We start from the raw sequence: 17,652 nt of genomic DNA, 5'->3' as shown, positions 1-17,652 counted from the left end.
TCCGACGCGCTCAGCCGCCGATGTACGACATCTCGACGCGACGCGCATCGTCGCGCGACGGCGCCGATGCGCTGCCGCGCAATTGCGAATAGCGGTCGCCGCGCGCTTCCCAGATGCGTGCGACGGCCGTCGCGACTTCCTCGTCGCTCGCGCCGCTGCGGATCAGGCCGCGCAGGTCGTGGCCCGATACCGCGAAGAGACACAGATAGAGCTTGCCTTCGGTCGAGAGCCGCGCGCGCGTGCAGGAGTCGCAAAAGGCGCGCGTGACGCTGGAAATCACGCCGATTTCGCCGCTGCCGTCGCGATAGCCCCAGCGCTGCGCCGTTTCGGCCGCGGTATGGGCTTCGAGCGGTTCGAGCGGGAAATGCGCGTCGATGCGCTCGACCACTTGCGCCGACGGCAGCACTTCGCTCATGTTCCAGCCGTTCGACGCACCGACATCCATGTATTCGATGAAGCGCAGAACCGCGCCGCTGCCTTTGAAATGGCGCGCCATCGGCACGATTTCCTGATCGTTCGTGCCGCGCTTCACGACCATGTTCACCTTGATCGGATCGAGGCCGGCGGCTTGGGCCGTTTCGATGCCGTTCAGCACGTCGGCGACGGCGAAATCGGCGTCGTTCATACGGCGGAAGAGCGCATCGTCCAGCGCGTCCAGGCTGACCGTGACGCGCGACAGGCCCGCGTCCCTCAGAGACCGGGCCTTGCGCGCGAGCAGCGAGCCGTTCGTGGTGAGCGTCAGGTCGAGCGGACGGCCTTCCGGCGTGCGCAGGAGCGCGAGCCGCTCGATCAGGAATTCGATATTCTTGCGCAGAAGCGGCTCGCCGCCCGTCAGGCGAATCTTCTCGACGCCATGCGCGACGAACACGCGCGCAAGCCGCTCGATCTCTTCGAACGAGAGCAGGGCGGCGTGCGGGAGAAACTGGTAATCCTTGTCGAACACTTCGCGCGGCATGCAGTACACGCAGCGGAAGTTGCAGCGGTCCGTCACCGAAATGCGCAAGTCGCGCAGCGGGCGCGCGAGCGTGTCCGTGAGCAATCCGGACGGCGACGCCGTCACGCCGGAGAAATCCGGGATTGCGCTGACGTCGGCGAGAGGAATGATGCGTCGGGACATGATGACTCGGGGCTTGGCCTGCGGCCTTGTTCGAATGATGGTTACACCGTCTCATTTTAGCGGAACCGGACGTAAGGACGCACCGACACTAAGTCGCGGTTTTCCCTTGTCATCGACCAAAAAAAACGCCATCGACCGGAATCGATGGCATTTTTTCTGCTGCTGCCGGTTCACCGAAGCGAACCGGCTCGTGCGAGCGCGCTTAGTGGACGTGCTTACCCGTTTCCACTTGCTGCATCGGCGTGGTGTCGGCCGGCGGGAGCACCTTGCGCTCGCGCGGCACGCGCACTGCGGCCGGCTCGCGCGCGGCGGCGGCGTTCGCCTCGCGCAGCTTGCTTTCGTCGGTGTTGACCCAGACGAGACCGGCTTGCTCCAGCATCGGCATGAGCGTTTCGACGGCGATCGGCTTCGACGTCGCGGGCGCGGCCGGGGCGGCGGACTTCACCGGCTCAGCAACGACGGCGACCGGCTCTTGCGCGGCCACGGGCGTCGGCGCTTGCACTTCCGTGCTCTCGACAGGCGTTACCGGCTCGACGATCGTCGCTTCCGGCGTCGGCGCAACCGCGGCGGTTTTCACCGGCTCGGCGACTTCGACGGGCTCAGCCGCTACAGGCTCGACGGGCGTCGGCGCCGTTTCGACGGGCTTTACCGCTTCGACCGGCTTCGGCGCTTCCGTCGCGGCGGGCGCGAACGGATCGGCGGTTGTCGTGTCGGCAACCTTCGGCGACGGGCCGAACGGATTCTCGACCGGCGTCGCGGAAGCGGGCTTCGCGAAGACATCGAACGTGGCCGGTTCGGGCGTTTGCGACTTCAGCTCGAACGGCTCGGCTTCGACGGCCTTGGCGACCGGCGCCGCTTCGGCTGCTGCGGGCGCTTGTTCTTGCGCTTCTGCCTTCGCCTCGACCGGCGTCGCAACCGGCTGCTCGATGACCTGGTCGACCGGTTGCGGTGCGACCGGGCGGCTTTCGCGACGCGCGGACGCTTCCTGCGCGGCTTCGGCGTCGAACACGCCGGCTTGCGCGGAGACGCTTTCGGCGGAGCCTTCTGCTTCGGCGACGTCGGCTGCGTGATTCACGGTCATGCCGTCTTCATCGCGATCGCGGCGGCCACCACGACGGCCACGGCGACGGCGGCGACGCTCTTCGCCCTCACGCGCCGCTGCCTGTTCGGCGGCGTCGATGCCAGCCTGTTGCGCATCGAGATTGAGTTGCGTCGCTTCGACGATTTCCGACGGCACCGTTTCGCCCTGCGTCAGCGCCTCGACGGCGGCTTCCGGTTGCGGCTTGCGGCGCTCGCCGCGTTCCGCGCGCTCGGTGCGCTCACCGCGATCAGTGCGTTCACCGCGTTCGGCACGCTCGCCACGGTCGGGGCGTTCGCGGCGTTCCTGACGCTCGGCCGCTTCCGGACGGGCGGCGCGTTCCGCGTTGCGATCGCGCGTTTCACGCGGTTCACGTGCTTCACGCGGCTCGCGGGGTTCGCGTGCCTCACGCGGTTCACGGGTCTCGCGGGGTTCGCGGACTTCGCGCAGCTCGCGTCCTTCACGGCCGCCACGCGGTTCGCGATCCTCGCGACGCGCGCCCTGGCGGCTCGCGCCGTTGCTACCCGTCGCGGTGCCTGCCGCAGCGCCTTCGCGTCCGGCGCCGCTGCCGCCGCCACGACGGTTGCGATTGCGATCGCCGCCGCCCGTGCGCTCGCCGCGTTCACGCGGAGCGCGCGTGGCCGGTTGAGCTTCCACCGGTGCCGGAGCGGGCTGCGCTTGCGGCTGAATGCCGAACAGATTCTTGATCCACGCGATGAAACCGCCGCTGGCCGGCGCGGGCGCCGCAACGGGCGCGGCCTCGACGGGCGCCGGCTTGACCGGTGCGCTCGGCGCCGGCTTTTCGGGCGTGATGCCCTTCACGGCCGCTTCCTGCTTCGGCTTCACTTCCTCGGTGCGCTTGCTGTAGCCGGTTTCCGACTCCAGCTCGCTCGCCGCTTCGACGGCCATCTTCCACGACGAGCGCGGTTCGTCGAGGCGTGCATCGTCGTGACGCAGACGTTCCAGCTTGTAGTGCGGCGTTTCGAGATGCTTGTTCGGGATCAGAACGACGTTGACCTTGAAACGCGACTCGATCTTGTTGATTTCCGAGCGCTTTTCGTTCAGCAGGAAGGCGGTCACCTCGACCGGCACCTGGCAGTGGATCGCCGCGGTGTGTTCCTTCATCGCTTCTTCCTGAATGATCCGCAGCACTTGCAGCGCGGACGATTCGGTATCGCGGATATGACCCGTGCCGTTGCAGCGCGGGCAGGTCACATGGCTGCCTTCGGACAGCGCCGGGCGCAGACGCTGACGCGACAGCTCCATCAGGCCGAAGCGCGAAATCTTGCCCATTTGTACGCGCGCGCGGTCGTGCTTGAGCGCATCTTTCAGGCGCTGCTCGACTTCGCGCTGGCTCTTGGCCGACTCCATGTCGATGAAGTCGATCACGATCAGCCCGCCCAGATCGCGCAGACGCAACTGGCGCGCGACTTCGTCGGCGGCTTCGAGGTTGGTGCGCGTGGCGGTTTCCTCGATATCCGCGCCCTTGGTCGCGCGCGCCGAGTTCACGTCGATGGCGACGAGCGCCTCGGTGTGATCGATCACGATCGCGCCGCCCGAGGGCAGCGGCACCGTGCGCGAGTACGCCGTTTCGATCTGATGCTCGATCTGGAAGCGCGAGAAGAGCGGCACGTCGTCGTGATAGCGCTTCACCTTCGAGAGGTTGTCGGGCATCACGATGTCCATGAAGGCGCGCGCCTGATCATGGATTTCGGTCGTGTCGATGAGGATTTCGCCGATGTCCGGCTGGAAGTAATCGCGGATCGCGCGGATCACGAGGCTCGATTCGAGATAAATGAGCATCGGCTGGCCGGCGACGCCGCTCTGCGACGCGGCTTCGATCGCGCGCCAGAGTTGCATCAGGTAGTTCAGGTCCCACTGGAGCTCTTCCGCCGAACGGCCGATACCGGCGGTCCGCGCGATGATGCTCATGCCTTCCGGCAGTTCGAGCTGCGCCATGGTTTCGCGCAGTTCCTGCCGCTCGTCGCCCTCGATCCGGCGCGACACGCCGCCGCCGCGCGGGTTGTTCGGCATCAGGACGAGATAGCGTCCGGCCAGCGAAATGAACGTGGTCAGCGCCGCGCCCTTGTTGCCGCGCTCTTCCTTCTCGACCTGAACGATGAGTTCCTGGCCTTCGCGCAGCGCGTCCTGGATGCGCGCGGAGCGCATCTCGACGCCATCGCGGAAATACTGGCGGGCGACTTCCTTGAACGGCAGAAAACCGTGGCGGTCTTCGCCGTAGTTGACGAAGCAGGCTTCGAGCGACGGCTCGATGCGGGTGATAACTCCCTTGTAGATATTGCCTTTGCGCTGTTCGCGTCCGGCGGTTTCGATGTCGATGTCGATGAGCTTCTGCCCATCGACGATGGCGACGCGCAATTCTTCTTGCTGCGTCGCGTTAAACAGCATGCGTTTCATGAAACGGCTCCAGAGCGGCTCCGTCCTTCCTCGTCGGGCGAATCGGCGTCAGTGACAGGTAACGTCACGCGCGCGAAGCGGGAGGGTGGGCGTGCCACGCTTTTTTGTGTGTTGTCACAAAGCACGCTGGAGCGGGACTTCTGGCGGGAGAATTGCCGAAAGCAGGCGTTGGCGCCCGAATGGGGCAGCCGCGCCGTGGGGCTCATTGCGAAACAACTGCGAGGCGTCGGATGCGTCGCGCGGCGCGTGGCGAGGATGAACGGCGGCGCTGCGGCTGCGCGTCTCAAAAAAGACGCGCCGAACCGACCCGCGCTCTTGCGAAAAGCCTGATTCCTCCCAACGGCGGCTGCGGGACGAACGGTCTCGCGCAAACCAGCGCGATGCTTCGTGACCGATCCTCTTCGCTGCCATACCGCGCCGGCGCGGCCGCGGGCTCGATTGCTCCCGTCGGCTCGCGGCCGTGTGTCTCGCCTCATTTTGCGGCGTCGGCGCGCTTCGCAGAATTCAGCGCAGCAGCGGTTTTCGCCGGCAATTGTTCGCAAAACCGGCGAGCGTCGATTTGCCTATTTCTCCCGCTCGATGGCAGGGTCGATTCGGGCTGGCTTCCGGCTTTGCTTGCCGGGCGCCGTCGCTTCTCGCCGATAAAATTCTTTTTGACCAAAAATCCGTTACCGTCGACGATCGACTCGACCGAACGCGCCTGTGGGCTCCGTCCCTGCCGGTGATATCGCCGTGCGTGCAACTCGTCGCTCTCGATTTCCGGGTGAGCAACCGACCTCGGGCGCAAGTAAAATGATGGTTTATCGCTTGCACCTGTACAGTCTGATCAATCTCGGCCGCTGCTTGATCTTAAGCGTCGACCTTTTCAGGCTGTTCGCAAATTATATTCAGAATGAATGAGTTAGGCAAAACATCCCATAAACGGGTCGCAAGCGAGCAAGTGTCGATGATCGAAGTCGACGAAACCGCCGCCGGTCAGCGAATCGACAATTTTTTGCTGCGCGTCTGCAAGGGCGTCCCCAAAAGCCACATTTACCGCATTCTCCGCAGCGGGGAAGTGCGCGTGAACAAGGGGCGCATCGACGCGGCGTACCGGCTCGAACTGGGCGACCTCGTGCGCGTCCCGCCGATTCGCACCGCGCAGCAGGACGAGGCGCCGGTGTCGTCGAACGCGCCCGCCGCCGAATTCCCCATTCTTTTCGAGGACGACCATCTGATCGTCATCGACAAGCCATGCGGCGTCGCGGTGCATGGCGGCAGCGGCGTCGCGTTCGGCGTGATCGAGCAATTGCGCAATGCGCGGCCGCACGCGAAGTTCCTCGAACTGGTGCATCGGCTGGATCGCGAAACCTCCGGCGTGCTGATGCTCGCGAAAAAGCGCGCCGCGCTCGTCAATCTGCACGAGCAGATCCGCGAGAATCGCATCGACAAGCGTTATTACGCGCTCGGCCACGGCGACTGGCAGAGCGACTGGGGCCGCCGACGCATCGTGAAGGCGCCGCTGCACAAGTACGTCGCGGCGGACGGCGAGCGGCGCGTGCGCGTTCAGGAGAACGGTCTGCCGTCACACACCGTTTTCAATCTGATCGAGCGCTGGCACGACTACGCGTGGGTCGAGGCGGAACTGAAGACGGGGCGCACGCATCAGATCCGCGTGCATATGGCGAGCATCGGCCTGCCGATTGCTGGCGACGCCAAATACGGCGATTTCGCGCTGAACAAGGATTTGGCCCGTCCGAACGCCAAACCGTCGCTGAAACGCATGTTTTTGCACGCATATCGTCTGAAAATTACCCATCCCGCGACGGGCGAGCCGTTGCAGTTCGAAGCGCCGCTGCCCGTCGAATGCAAGCGGGTCATCGAGCAACTGAAAAATCGAGAGACAGCGTAAATGGCGCGGCAGCAATTTGATCTGATCGTTTTCGACTGGGACGGCACGCTGATGGATTCGACCGCCCACATCACGCGCAGCATTCAGGCTGCGTGCCGCGACCTCGGGCTGCCGGTTCCGGCGGATGAATCCGCGAGCTACGTGATAGGTCTGGGCCTGAAGGACGCGCTGCAAATCTGCGCGCCGACGCTCGATCCGTCCGACTATCCGCGCCTCGCCGAGCGTTATCGGTTTCATTTCCTGACGATGGGCCAGAAGACCGAACTCTTCGACGGCGTGCGCGAGTTGCTGCAGGAACTGCGCGATCTCGGCTATTTCCTCGGTGTCGCAACGGGCAAGAGCCGCGTCGGGCTGAATCGCGCGCTCGACGAATCGCGGCTCACGAGTCTCTTCGACGGCACGCGCTGCGCCGACGAAACATTCTCGAAACCGCATCCCGCGATGCTCCACGAGCTCACGCGCGAACTCGGCCAGGATCTCGGGCGCACGGTGATGATCGGCGACACCACGCACGATCTGCAAATGGCGATCAACGCGGGCGCGGCGGGCATCGGCGTCGGCTACGGCGCGCATCCGGCGGATTCGCTCGCGGCGCTCAAGCCGCAGTTTTGCGCCGACAGCGTCGCTTCGCTGGCGGGCTGGCTGCGGGAGCACGCGTGACGGCGCCCGCGGGGGACGCGATTCGCGTGTGCGCATCGGAAGAACTCGTCGATGGCGGCGCGGGCGTGCGCGTTCCGGCAACGGAAGCGAGCGGCGACGCCGTCGTCTTTTTCGTGCGCTACGACGGCAAGCCGCACGGCTACCTGAACCGCTGCGCGCACGTGCCGATGGAGCTCGACTGGAACGAGGGCCAGTTCTTCGAAAGCTCGGGCCTATACTTGATGTGCGCGACCCACGGGGCGATCTACGAGCCCGACACCGGAAAGTGTGTCGGCGGTCCGTGCCGCGGCGCGCGCCTTCGGCCCGTGACCGTCGAGGAACGCGATACGCCGGAAGGCCGCGCGGTCTTCTGGCTCCCCGACGACGCGTTGCGTCCCGCCTGACTCCCTTCTCATCACATCCATAACGCATGTCCGACAACATTCCGCCGCGCGGCAACGACAATTGGGAGCGCGACGCGCTCGAACGCATCGCGCTTGCCGCCATCCGCGAGCAGCGCGCCGCGCGGCGCTGGCGCATTTTCTTTCGCTTCGTGTTCCTTGGCGTGATCGCGCTGATCGCGTGGGGCGTGTTCGATTTCACCGGCGACCGCGTCGCGAAAGCCGGCAAGCACACGGCGCTCGTCGATTTGCAAGGCGAAATCTCCGCAAATAGCGATGCGAGCGCCGACAACATCGACGGGGCGCTTCAGAGCGCGTTCGAGGACGAAAACACGGCAGGCGTGATCCTGCGCATCAACAGCCCGGGTGGCAGTCCCGTGCAGGCGGGCATCATCAACGGCGAGATCCGGCGGCTGCGCACGAAATATCCGAAGACTCCGCTGTACGTGGTCGTCGACGACATGTGCGCGTCGGGCGGCTATTACGTCGCCGCGGCGGCCGACAAGATTTACGTCGACCGGGCGAGCATCGTCGGCTCGATCGGCGTGCTGATGGACGGATTCGGCTTCACCGGTTTGATGGACAAGCTCGGCATCCAGCGCCGCATCCACACGTCGGGTGCGAACAAGGGCGCGTTCGATCCGTTCTCGCCGGAAACGCCCGCGATGAACGCGCACGCGCAGGACATGCTCGACCAGATCCACACGCAGTTCATCGACGCCGTGAAACTGGGGCGCGGAAAACGCCTGAAAGACGATCCGGAGCTCTTTTCCGGCATGTTCTGGACGGGCGAGAAGAGCGTCGAACTCGGTCTCGCGGACGGTTTCGGCGACGCCAGCTACGTGGCGCGCGAGGTCATCAAGCAGCCGGATATCGTCGACTACTCGCAGAAGGAGAGCATCAGCGAGCGTGTAGTGCGGCGCTTCGGCGCTTCGGTCGGCGATGCCGCCATGCGCGCGCTCACGCTCGGCGGCAAGCCCCAGTTGCGCTGATTACGACGCCAGCAGCAGAAAAATCGCCGGACGCTTGTGCAGCTCCGGCGCGCTCTGTTTCTTCCAGTCGGCCGCGGTGCGCGTGACGATGGTTTCGCCAGCCAACGTCAGATCGACGGCGACGCAGATCAGCGTCGAAGGCGCGCAGGTGGCGATGAGCGTATCGAGCATCGCGCGGTTCCGGTACGGCGTCTCGATGAAAATCTGCGTCTGATTGGCCTTGCGCGATAGTTGCTCGAGTTCGCGCAAGCGCTTGCCGCGCTCGCTGGCGTCGACCGGCAGATAACCGTTGAACGCGAAACTCTGGCCGTTCATGCCCGAGGCCATCAGCGCGAGCAGAATCGAGCTCGGACCGACGAACGGCACGACCTTCACGCCGCGCTGATGCGCGCGCCGCACCAGCAGCGCGCCCGGATCGGCCACGGCAGGGCAGCCGGCCTCCGAGACGAGTCCCGCGTCGGTGCCGGCGAGAATCGGCGCCAGGAGTTTGTCGATTTCGGCGGGCGGTGTGTTGACATTCAACTCGCGCACTTCGATTTCCTGAATCGGCCGCTCCGTGCCCACTTTCTTCAAAAACGCGCGCGTCGTTTTCGCGTTTTCTCCGATGTAATACGCGAGCGCCGCCGCCTGCGCGCGCACCGGTTCGGGCAGGACGTGCGCGAGCGCATCGGCATCGCCTTCGCCGAGCGTATTCGGGATCAGATAGAGAACGCCGCTCATGCCGCCTCCAGAACCGGATATCCGGCGTTGACCAGCATGCCGGTCAGCGCGATCAGCGGCAAACCGATGAGCGCAGTCGGGTCGTTCGAGTCGATGGCTTCGAGAAGCGCGATGCCGAGGCCTTCCGCCTTCGCGCTGCCGGCGCAGTCATACGGCGTTTCGGCGCGCAGATAGGTTTCTATCTGCGCATCCGAATAGCGGCGAAATCGCACGCGGGTGACGATGTCGGCGGACTGCACGTCGCCCGTGCGGCTGTCGAACAGGCAGAGCGCGCTATGGAATTCGACGCTGCGGCCACGCATCGCCCGTAGCTGCGCGACGGCGTTTTCGTGCGTGCCGGGCTTGCCGATCTGCTTGCCGTCGAAGGTCGCGACCTGATCGGAGCCGATCACGAGCGCGCTCGCATGGCCGTCGAGGCGCTCGGCGGCGGCGCGCGCCTTGGCGATCGACAGTCGCACGGCGGTCGCTTCGGGCGTTTCGCCGGCGTGCGGCGTCTCATCGATATCGGGCGAGACGACATCGAAAGGAATGCGCAGGCGCGCTAGCAACTCGCGCCGATAAGGTGAACTGGACGCCAGAATCAGGCGCGGCGGCGTTTTTGAAGCTTCGGACATGGAGCGAATCCGGCAAAAAAGGGTGTAAAAACGACGGGCGGCGGGTCCGCCCTTAAGTATTTGACTCGAAAGAATAAAGCCGATATGATTTTGGGCTTTTCATCGGTACTTGCGCGGCGAAGCCGTCTCCTCGTGCCGATGAGCCGGTGGAAGAAGGCCTTCAGTCAGGCTTTGCCAAGAAGCACGAATGTCGGCTCGATGCAAATTCGGGCAAGCCACGCGTTCCTCGATGTAGCATCGCGGTGCATACTGAGCATTCACCGGAAGCACTAACCAAGCAAGGCCAAGCAGGAGCGCACATGACTCAGAATCCTGGCAAACCTGTGAGCCCCGCCGATCTGCGCGCGCTCGACATTTACGACTTCGCCAAAAGCGGCAGGCAAGCGGCCGGCGCGCTGCGCTTGTCGCAGATGCCGCGCATGTTAGCTGAAGTCCCGGCGGAAGCGCCAGACCGCGACACCGTGTTCACGTGGCAGGGCGAGGGCTCGACCCAGCCGGAATTGCAGAACGACGGCACGGAGGCGCCGCAGCCGTATCTGCGCCTCGCGGTGCACGGCTCGGTGTGGCTCATGTGTCAACGCTGCCTTCAGCCGTATTCGCAACATCTCGATGTCGATGCAACGTATCGGATCGTGGCGACGGAGGAAGAAGCGGACGAATTTCCGCTCGACGACGATGAAGTCGAAGTGATCGTAGGCTCGCGCCAGTTCGATCTCGTCGACTTGATCGAAGAGGAATTGTTGCTGTCCTTGCCGCTCGTGCCCAAGCACAACGTGTGTCCCGAGATCCACGAAAGTTTGCTCCCGGGCGATGCGGACGACGAGTCGGATGAAAGCGGTGCGCAGGAAGAGGATGACAAGCCGAATCCTTTTGCCGTTCTGGAGAAGCTGAAGCAAAGCGGACCCGACGACAAGAAGCACTGAAATGGTTTTGTAGCACGCAACAAACTGGTAGCGCGATGTGCGCACCCGATGGCCGAACGGCCGAGGGCTGTCGGCGGATCGGGCTGTGTTAGAATTCGCAAAATTTTTCTGGAGTAATCATGGCAGTTCAGCAAAACAAGAAGTCGCCGTCGAAGCGCGGCATGCACCGTTCCCACGACTTCCTCACGACGGCTCCGCTGGCTGTCGAGCCGAGCACGGGTGAAGTGCATCTGCGCCACCACGTGAGCCCGAACGGCTACTATCGTGGCAAGAAAGTCATCAAGACGAAGAACGACTAAGCGTTCGTCGACGCTTGATGCGCCCGTCGGAACCGTTTTGCGGGCACGCGGGCGCAACTCGCTCTTGACACTTTCCCGGTACGACGAGAAGGCGGCATTTCACTGCCGCTTTTTTGTGCCCGAAATTCGTCGCGTTCCATGACTGTAAAGATAACCATCGACTGCATGGGAGGCGACCACGGTCCAGCCGTGACCGTTCCCGCTGCCGTCAATTTCGTGCGCTCGCATCCCGACGCGCACCTGATGCTCGTCGGTCTCGAGCAGCCCATTCGCGCGCAGTTGAAGAAGTCGAAGGCGCTCGATGACCCGCGCCTGACCATCGTTCCCGCAAGCGAAGTCGTCGCGATGGACGATCCGGTCGAAGTCGCGCTGCGCAAGAAAAAAGATTCCTCGATGCGCGTCGCGCTCAACCTCGTGAAGGAAGGCGAGGCGCAGACCTGCATTTCCGCCGGCAATACCGGCGCGCTCATGGCGGTGTCGCGCTATGTGCTGAAGACGCTCGCCGGTATCGAGCGTCCGGCCATCGCGTTCGCGATGCCGAGCCAGAAGGGCTACACCACCGTGCTCGACCTCGGCGCCAATGTCGATTGCGAACCGGAGCATCTGCTGCAGTTCGCGGAAATGGGCCACGCGCTCGTGTCGGCGATCGAAGGCCGCGAGCGGCCCACCATCGGCCTGCTCAACATCGGCGAAGAAGTCATCAAGGGCAACGAAACGATCAAGCGCGCGGGCGAGCTTCTGCGCGCGAGCACGCTCAACTTCTACGGCAACGTGGAAGGCAACGACATCTACAAAGGCACGACCGATGTCGTCGTGTGTGATGGCTTCGTCGGCAATGTCGCGCTGAAGACTTCGGAAGGCCTCGCGAAGATGCTCGCCGACATCATCAAGGAAGAGTTCAGCCGCAACTTCGCCTCGAAGCTGATGGCGCTCGTCGCACTGCCCGTGCTTAAGCGCTTCAAGAAGCGTGTCGATCCCGCGCAATATAACGGCGCGGCATTGCTCGGCCTGCGCGGGCTGGTCATCAAGAGTCACGGTTCCGCTGAGGCCTTCGGGTTTGAGTGGGCTATCAAACGCGGGTATGATGCGGTCAAAAATGGCGTGCTTGAACGCCTGGTGCGTGCGATGGAAGAGAATGCGCCCGCCGCGCGCGAGGCCGGTGCGAACGCTCCCGCGTCCAGCGCGCCGGTTGCGGCGGATCAATCGATCCAGCCGCCTGCTGCACCGCTCAACTCACAGCCCAACTCGCAGCCGAACCCGCCGGGCGAGTCCGGTACTGCGCTACATTCGAAGGCATAATGGCTCATTCCAATCTTTACTCTCGCGTGCTGGGCACCGGCAGTTACCTGCCGTCCGAGCGCGTCACGAATCAGGACTTGGCGGACCGTCTCGCGAAGCAGGGCGTCGAGACGAATGACGAATGGATCGTTGCGCGCACCGGCATTCACGCGCGCCACTTTGCCGCTCCGAACCAGACGACCAGCGATCTCGCGCTCGTCGCATCGCAGAGGGCGATCGAAGCGGCGGGCGTCGATCCCCAATCGATCGACCTGATCATCGTCGCCACGTCCACGCCGGACTTCGTGTTCCCGAGCACCGCTTGCCTGCTGCAGAACAAGCTGGGCATCAAGAACAACGGCGCGGCCTTCGACGTCCAGGCCGTGTGCTCCGGTTTCGCGTACGGTGTCGCGACGGCCGACAGCTTCATTCGCAGTGGCATGAACCGCACCGCGCTCGTCGTCGGTGCGGAGACGTTCTCGCGCATCCTCGATTTCAATGATCGCACCACGTGCGTGCTGTTCGGCGACGGCGCCGGCGCAATCGTGCTGCAAGCGTCCGAAGAGCCGGGCGTGCTGTCGAGCGCGCTGCACGCGGACGGCAGCTATTCCGACATTCTCTGCACGCCGGGCAATGTGAACGGAGGCGTGGTGGAAGGCCGCGCGTTCCTGCATATGGACGGTCAGGCCGTCTTCAAGCTCGCGGTCAACGTGCTCGAAAAAGTTGCGCTCGAAGCGCTCGACAAGGCGAAGCTCGCGCCGGAAGACATCGACTGGCTGATCCCGCATCAGGCCAATATCCGCATCATGCAGAGCACCTGCCGCAAGCTGCATCTGCCGCCGGAGCGCATGGTCGTGACGGTCGGCGAGCACGGCAACACGTCGGCGGCATCGATTCCGCTCGCGTTCGACGTCGCGGTGCGCGACGGGCGCATCAAGCGCGGCGACAACGTGCTCATCGAAGGCGTGGGCGGCGGCTTCACGTGGGGCGCGTCGGTCATCCGCTACTGATCGTTTATCGATTCCCTCTACTCATTCGCAACTGATCCCGTCGTCACGATGCCGCCGCGCGCCACATTTGCGCGAGGCGCGTGCACAGACACCGACGACATCGCGGATCATTCCAATCAACGAGGACGATATGAAATTTGCGTTCGTTTTCCCCGGACAGGGCTCGCAGTCGATCGGCATGCTCAACGCATTCGCCGATCACGCCATCGTGCGTGAGACGGTGCAGCAGGCATCCGACGCGCTCGGCCAGGATCTCGGCAAGCTGATCGCCGAAGGCCCCGCCGAAGAGTTGAACCTGACGACGAACACGCAGCCCGTCATGCTGACGGCGGCCTACGCGATCTACCGCGTATGGGAAAAGGAAACGGGTTTGAAGCCGGCGCTCGTCGCGGGCCACAGTCTCGGCGAATACACCGCGCTCGTCGCGGCCGGCGCGCTCGCATTCGCGGACGCCGTGCCGCTCGTGCGTTTCCGCGCGCAGGCGATGCAGAGCGCCGTGCCGGTGGGCGAAGGCGGCATGGCCGCGATCCTCGGCCTCGATGACGACACCGTGCGCGCCGTGTGCGCGGAGGCGTCGTCGGCGGGTGTCGTCGAAGCGGTGAACTTCAACGCGCCCGCGCAGGTGGTGATCGCGGGTTCCAAGGCGGCTGTCGAGAAGGCGTGCGAAGTTGCCAAGGCGAAGGGCGCGAAGCGCGCGCTACCGCTGCCGGTATCGGCGCCGTTCCATTCGTCCCTGCTCAAGCCCGCATCGGACCAGTTGCGCGACTATCTCGCGAAAGTCGAGATCAAGGCGCCGCAGATTCCGCTGATCAATAACGTCGATGTCGCGATCGTTTCCGATCCCGTCGCGATCAAGGACGCGCTCGTGCGTCAGGCCGCGGGTCCGGTGCGCTGGGTCGAGTGCGTGCAGGCGATGGCGAAAGAGGGCGTGACGCATGTCATCGAATGCGGTCCCGGCAAGGTGCTCGCGGGTCTGACGAAGCGTATCGACGGCAATCTCGTCGGCGGTTCGATCTTCGATCCGGCATCGCTCGACGAAGCGCGCAAACTGATCGCTGGCTGAGGAACAACGACATGAGTCTCCAGAATCAAGTAGCAATCGTCACGGGCGCGTCGCGCGGCATCGGACGCGCGATCGCGCTCGAACTCGCGAAGCAGGGCGCGACGGTCATCGGCACGGCGACGAGCGAAAGCGGCGCGGCCGGCATCGGCGAAGCGTTGCAGCAGGCGGGCGGAAAGGGCCGCGGCGCGGTGCTGAACGTGAACGACGCGGCCGCGGCGGACGCGTTCATCGACGGCATCGTGAAGGAATTCGGCGCGCTGAACGTGCTCGTCAACAACGCGGGCATCACGAAGGATCAACTCGCGATGCGCATGAAGGACGACGAATTCGACGCCGTCATCGACACCAACCTGCGCGCGGTCTTCCGTCTGTCGCGCGCCGTGCTGCGCCCGATGATGAAGGCGCGTGGCGGCCGGATCATCAATATCACGTCGGTGGTCGGTTCGTCGGGCAATCCGGGTCAGGCGAATTACGCCGCCGCGAAGGCCGGCGTCGCGGGCATGACGCGCGCGCTCGCGCGCGAAATCGGCAGCCGCAACATCACCGTGAACTGCGTCGCACCGGGTTTCATCGATACGGACATGACCAAGGTCCTGCCGGAAGAGCAGCGGACCGCGCTCACGGCGTCTATCCCACTTGGCCGACTGGGCGCGCCGGAAGATATCGCGCATGCTGTGGCATTCCTGGCATCGCCGTTTGCCGGTTACATCACCGGTACGACGCTGCACGTGAACGGCGGCATGTACATGTAAGGCCTTAATAGGCATTTCGCGGAATTTCGCTTAATATCCGCGCCGGGACGGGCGCGCGAAATGCTCAAAAGGGCTTCGTGCGCACCGCTTCAGCGCGGCAGTAACAAATTAGTGCGACGTCAGCGGCAGCCCTCTTGATGAAGGGCGCCGGACGACGGAGCATGGAACTGACGCGCCGTATTTTGCGGGTCCAAACCTGATAAAATGCGCGCACTCGTATTTTTGAACTTTTTTCCCTCGGAGGGCTGCATGGACAACATCGAACAGCGCGTGAAGAAGATCGTCGCCGAACAACTGGGCGTGGCGGAAGCCGAAATCAAGAACGAAGCTTCGTTCGTGAACGATCTGGGCGCTGACTCGCTCGATACGGTCGAACTCGTGATGGCGCTGGAAGACGAATTCGGCATGGAAATTCCCGATGAAGAGGCCGAAAAGATCACCACGGTTCAGCAAGCGATCGATTACGCTCGCGCGAACGTCAAGGCCTGAGGCCGGACGCGCCAGCGACTCATCGCTCAACCAGCTTGATCGTCGCTGCAAACCGATTTGACAGCCACAGGGCACACAGGGCGGTTTCCTGTGGCCGCTGTGGCTTTTGTTTTTCGTCATTTTATGGATAAGGGGTTACCGTGAGCCGTCGTCGAGTTGTTGTTACAGGCCTGGGGCTCGTTTCGCCTGTCGGCAATACTGTTGCCGACGGCTGGGCCAATCTGGTCGCGGGCAAGTCGGGCATCGCCAATATCACGAAGTTCGATGCAACGAACTTTTCCACGCGTTTCGCCGGCGAGGTGAAGGGCTTCAACATCGAAGACTACATGCCCGCCAAAGAGGCGCGCCATATGGATACCTTCATCCATTACGGCTTCGCCGCGGGCGTCCAGGCCATGCAGGACAGCGGCCTCGAGATCACCGATGAGAACTCGGAGCGCGTGGGCGTCGTGGTCGGCTCGGGCATCGGCGGTCTGCCGATGATCGAAGTCACGCAGACCGAGCTGCTCAATCGCGGCCCGCGCCGCATTTCGCCGTTCTTCGTGCCTGCGTCGATCATCAACATGATCTCCGGCCATTTGTCGATCCGCTTCGGCCTGAAGGGCCCGAACCTGTCGATGGTGACGGCCTGCACGACCGGCCTGCACTGCATCGGCGAGGCGTCGCGTCTGATCGAATACGGCGACGCGGACGTCATGATCGCCGGCGGCGCGGAAGCCACGGTTTCCCCGCTCGGCATCGGCGGCTTCGCGGCGGCGCGCGCGCTTTCGCAGCGCAACGACGATCCCGCGACGGCGAGCCGTCCCTGGGATACCGACCGCGACGGCTTCGTGCTCGGCGAAGGCGCCGGCGTGATGGTGCTCGAAGAGTACGAGCACGCGAAGAAGCGCGGCGCGAAGATCTATGCCGAGGTGCTTGGTTACGGCATGAGCGGCGACGCGTATCACATGACCGCACCGCCGGAAGACGGCGACGGCGGCCGCCGCGCGATGGTCAACGCGATGAAAAACGCGCGCATCAACGCGGACGAGGTGAATTACGTCAACGCGCACGGCACGTCGACGCCGCTTGGCGATATCGCGGAAACCATCGGCATCACGCGTGCGCTCGGCGATCAGGCGAAGAAGGTCGTCGTGAACTCCACCAAGTCGATGACCGGCCACTTGCTGGGCGGCGCAGGCGGCCTGGAATCGGTGTTCACCGTGCTGGCGATCCACAATCAGGTGTCGCCGCCGACCATCAACATCTTCAACCAGGATCCGAAGTGCGACCTGGATTACTGCGCCAACACGGCGCGGGAAATGAAGATCGACGTGGCCGTGAAAAACTCGTTCGGCTTCGGCGGCACGAACGGCTCGCTCGTCTTCAAGCGCCATTGAGCACGGCGCGCTCGTCATCACGGGGATCGATATGACGGGCGCGTGCGTAGATCGGCCGCATCGGGAAACCGGCTCCGCGCCGGCCGTCGCGATGCGGCCGTCGCGTTTTATGCTCGGCGCGATGCTCGGATTCGCGAGCGTTGCGGGCGCGTCGGTGTTTCAGTGCGTCCTCGCGCAAGCGGAACACGCCGGGCATGCGTTCGTGGCGTGCGCGGCGACATTGGCGGTGCTCGGGCTCGCGTCGTATCGATGGGTGCGGGCTCAGCCTTCGGCCATCGGCTTGCTGCCGGACGGCCTCGCGGTCTGGAACCAGACCGGGGCGGTGCGGTACACGCGTATCGCGGGATGCGCGCAATGGAGCGGTCGGCTCCTTGTACTGACCCTGCTGGACGCGCGCGAGCGGCGCGAAACGCTCGTCGTCGCAGCCGATTCGGTCGATGCCGGCACCTTTCGGCAACTCTCCGTACAGGCGCGCCGCGCCGCGGCTTCCCACCTGTAACGACTGTAACGGCGCATGAGCGTACCGGTTGCCTTACAGGCGGTAACGCTACAATAGCCCTCCGCGCAACACCCCAAGTTAAACGGATTT

Annotated in this window: 17 protein-coding genes; 13 read left to right on the top strand and 4 right to left on the bottom strand. The window is 64.3% G+C overall.

Annotated features, from left to right (window positions below; translation table 11 throughout):
* Positions 1 to 10: 10 nt before the first annotated feature.
* Positions 11 to 1,117, bottom strand: coding sequence for a GTP 3',8-cyclase MoaA (gene moaA / locus IAG25_RS16380; RefSeq protein ID WP_187605806.1), 1,107 nt, complete (start codon positions 1,115 to 1,117; stop codon positions 11 to 13).
* A gap of 202 nt (positions 1,118 to 1,319) precedes the next feature.
* Entirely contained in the window at positions 1,320 to 4,613 is a 3,294-nt protein-coding gene (locus tag IAG25_RS16375; protein WP_187605805.1) for an Rne/Rng family ribonuclease, read from the bottom strand.
* An 892-nt stretch (positions 4,614 to 5,505) separates the two neighbouring features.
* Here IAG25_RS16375 and rluC point away from each other — a divergent pair.
* The 4 genes from rluC to IAG25_RS16355 are packed head-to-tail and all read left to right on the top strand — an operon-like array spanning position 5,506 to position 8,536.
* Positions 5,506 to 6,504: a 23S rRNA pseudouridine(955/2504/2580) synthase RluC gene (rluC, locus tag IAG25_RS16370; protein ID WP_035501695.1), complete on the top strand. Its 999-nt coding sequence runs from the start codon at positions 5,506 to 5,508 to the stop codon at positions 6,502 to 6,504.
* Entirely contained in the window at positions 6,505 to 7,164 is a 660-nt protein-coding gene (locus tag IAG25_RS16365) for an HAD-IA family hydrolase (protein WP_187605804.1), read from the top strand. It begins immediately after the preceding gene.
* Complete coding sequence (locus IAG25_RS16360; RefSeq protein WP_187605803.1) at positions 7,161 to 7,547, top strand: Rieske (2Fe-2S) protein; 387 nt, start codon at positions 7,161 to 7,163, stop codon at positions 7,545 to 7,547. Before IAG25_RS16365 ends, IAG25_RS16360 begins: the two co-directional genes overlap by 4 nt.
* 26 nt (positions 7,548 to 7,573) lie before the next feature.
* The gene (locus IAG25_RS16355; protein ID WP_187605802.1) at positions 7,574 to 8,536 is read left to right on the top strand and encodes a S49 family peptidase; all 963 of its coding nucleotides are present in this window, start codon (positions 7,574 to 7,576) and stop codon (positions 8,534 to 8,536) included.
* On the opposite strand, the gene IAG25_RS16350 is transcribed toward IAG25_RS16355, so the two are convergent.
* Together IAG25_RS16350 and IAG25_RS16345 are read right to left on the bottom strand one after the other, a co-directional pair.
* Complete coding sequence (locus IAG25_RS16350) at positions 8,537 to 9,256, bottom strand: SAM-dependent methyltransferase (RefSeq protein ID WP_187605801.1); 720 nt, start codon at positions 9,254 to 9,256, stop codon at positions 8,537 to 8,539. It lies immediately after the preceding gene.
* A complete protein-coding gene (locus tag IAG25_RS16345) occupies positions 9,253 to 9,870 on the bottom strand; it encodes a Maf-like protein (protein ID WP_187605800.1) in 618 nt (205 codons plus the stop codon). Before IAG25_RS16345 ends, IAG25_RS16350 begins: the two co-directional genes overlap by 4 nt.
* Before the next feature lie 299 nt (positions 9,871 to 10,169).
* Here IAG25_RS16345 and IAG25_RS16340 point away from each other — a divergent pair, with 299 nt between their 5' ends.
* The 9 genes from IAG25_RS16340 to IAG25_RS16300 all read left to right on the top strand — a co-directional run bounded on the left by IAG25_RS16340 (position 10,170) and on the right by IAG25_RS16300 (position 17,562).
* Positions 10,170 to 10,793: a DUF177 domain-containing protein gene (locus IAG25_RS16340; RefSeq protein ID WP_187605799.1), complete on the top strand. Its 624-nt coding sequence runs from the start codon at positions 10,170 to 10,172 to the stop codon at positions 10,791 to 10,793.
* 119 nt (positions 10,794 to 10,912) lie between these two features.
* The gene (gene rpmF, locus IAG25_RS16335; protein WP_035501683.1) at positions 10,913 to 11,092 is read left to right on the top strand and encodes a 50S ribosomal protein L32; all 180 of its coding nucleotides are present in this window, start codon (positions 10,913 to 10,915) and stop codon (positions 11,090 to 11,092) included.
* A gap of 138 nt (positions 11,093 to 11,230) precedes the next feature.
* Positions 11,231 to 12,391 (top strand): phosphate acyltransferase PlsX, encoded by a 1,161-nt coding sequence (gene plsX, locus IAG25_RS16330; RefSeq protein ID WP_187605798.1) that lies wholly within the window; start codon positions 11,231 to 11,233, stop codon positions 12,389 to 12,391.
* Positions 12,391 to 13,380: a beta-ketoacyl-ACP synthase III gene (locus IAG25_RS16325; RefSeq protein ID WP_035501680.1), complete on the top strand. Its 990-nt coding sequence runs from the start codon at positions 12,391 to 12,393 to the stop codon at positions 13,378 to 13,380. Before plsX ends, IAG25_RS16325 begins: the two co-directional genes overlap by 1 nt.
* Positions 13,381 to 13,510: 130 nt before the next feature.
* Positions 13,511 to 14,443: an ACP S-malonyltransferase gene (fabD, locus tag IAG25_RS16320; protein WP_187605797.1), complete on the top strand. Its 933-nt coding sequence runs from the start codon at positions 13,511 to 13,513 to the stop codon at positions 14,441 to 14,443.
* Positions 14,444 to 14,454: 11 nt separating this feature from the next.
* Positions 14,455 to 15,195: a 3-oxoacyl-ACP reductase FabG gene (gene fabG / locus IAG25_RS16315; protein WP_035501677.1), complete on the top strand. Its 741-nt coding sequence runs from the start codon at positions 14,455 to 14,457 to the stop codon at positions 15,193 to 15,195.
* Positions 15,196 to 15,444: 249 nt separating this feature from the next.
* On the top strand, positions 15,445 to 15,684 hold the full coding sequence (acpP, locus tag IAG25_RS16310; protein ID WP_004197638.1) for an acyl carrier protein: 240 nt from the start codon (positions 15,445 to 15,447) through the stop codon (positions 15,682 to 15,684).
* Positions 15,685 to 15,824: 140 nt separating this feature from the next.
* A complete protein-coding gene (gene fabF, locus IAG25_RS16305) occupies positions 15,825 to 17,063 on the top strand; it encodes a beta-ketoacyl-ACP synthase II (RefSeq protein WP_035501675.1) in 1,239 nt (412 codons plus the stop codon).
* Positions 17,064 to 17,094: 31 nt separating this feature from the next.
* Positions 17,095 to 17,562, top strand: a complete 468-nt coding sequence (locus tag IAG25_RS16300; RefSeq protein WP_187605796.1) for a protein YgfX — start codon at positions 17,095 to 17,097, stop codon at positions 17,560 to 17,562.
* Positions 17,563 to 17,652 lie beyond the last annotated feature (90 nt).

It is taken from the genome of Caballeronia sp. EK (assembly GCF_014384845.1).
Taxonomy (GTDB): domain Bacteria; phylum Pseudomonadota; class Gammaproteobacteria; order Burkholderiales; family Burkholderiaceae; genus Caballeronia; species Caballeronia jiangsuensis.
The sequence above is the reverse complement of the archived record's forward strand: the minus strand, read 5'-3'. Positions and strand labels throughout refer to the sequence as shown.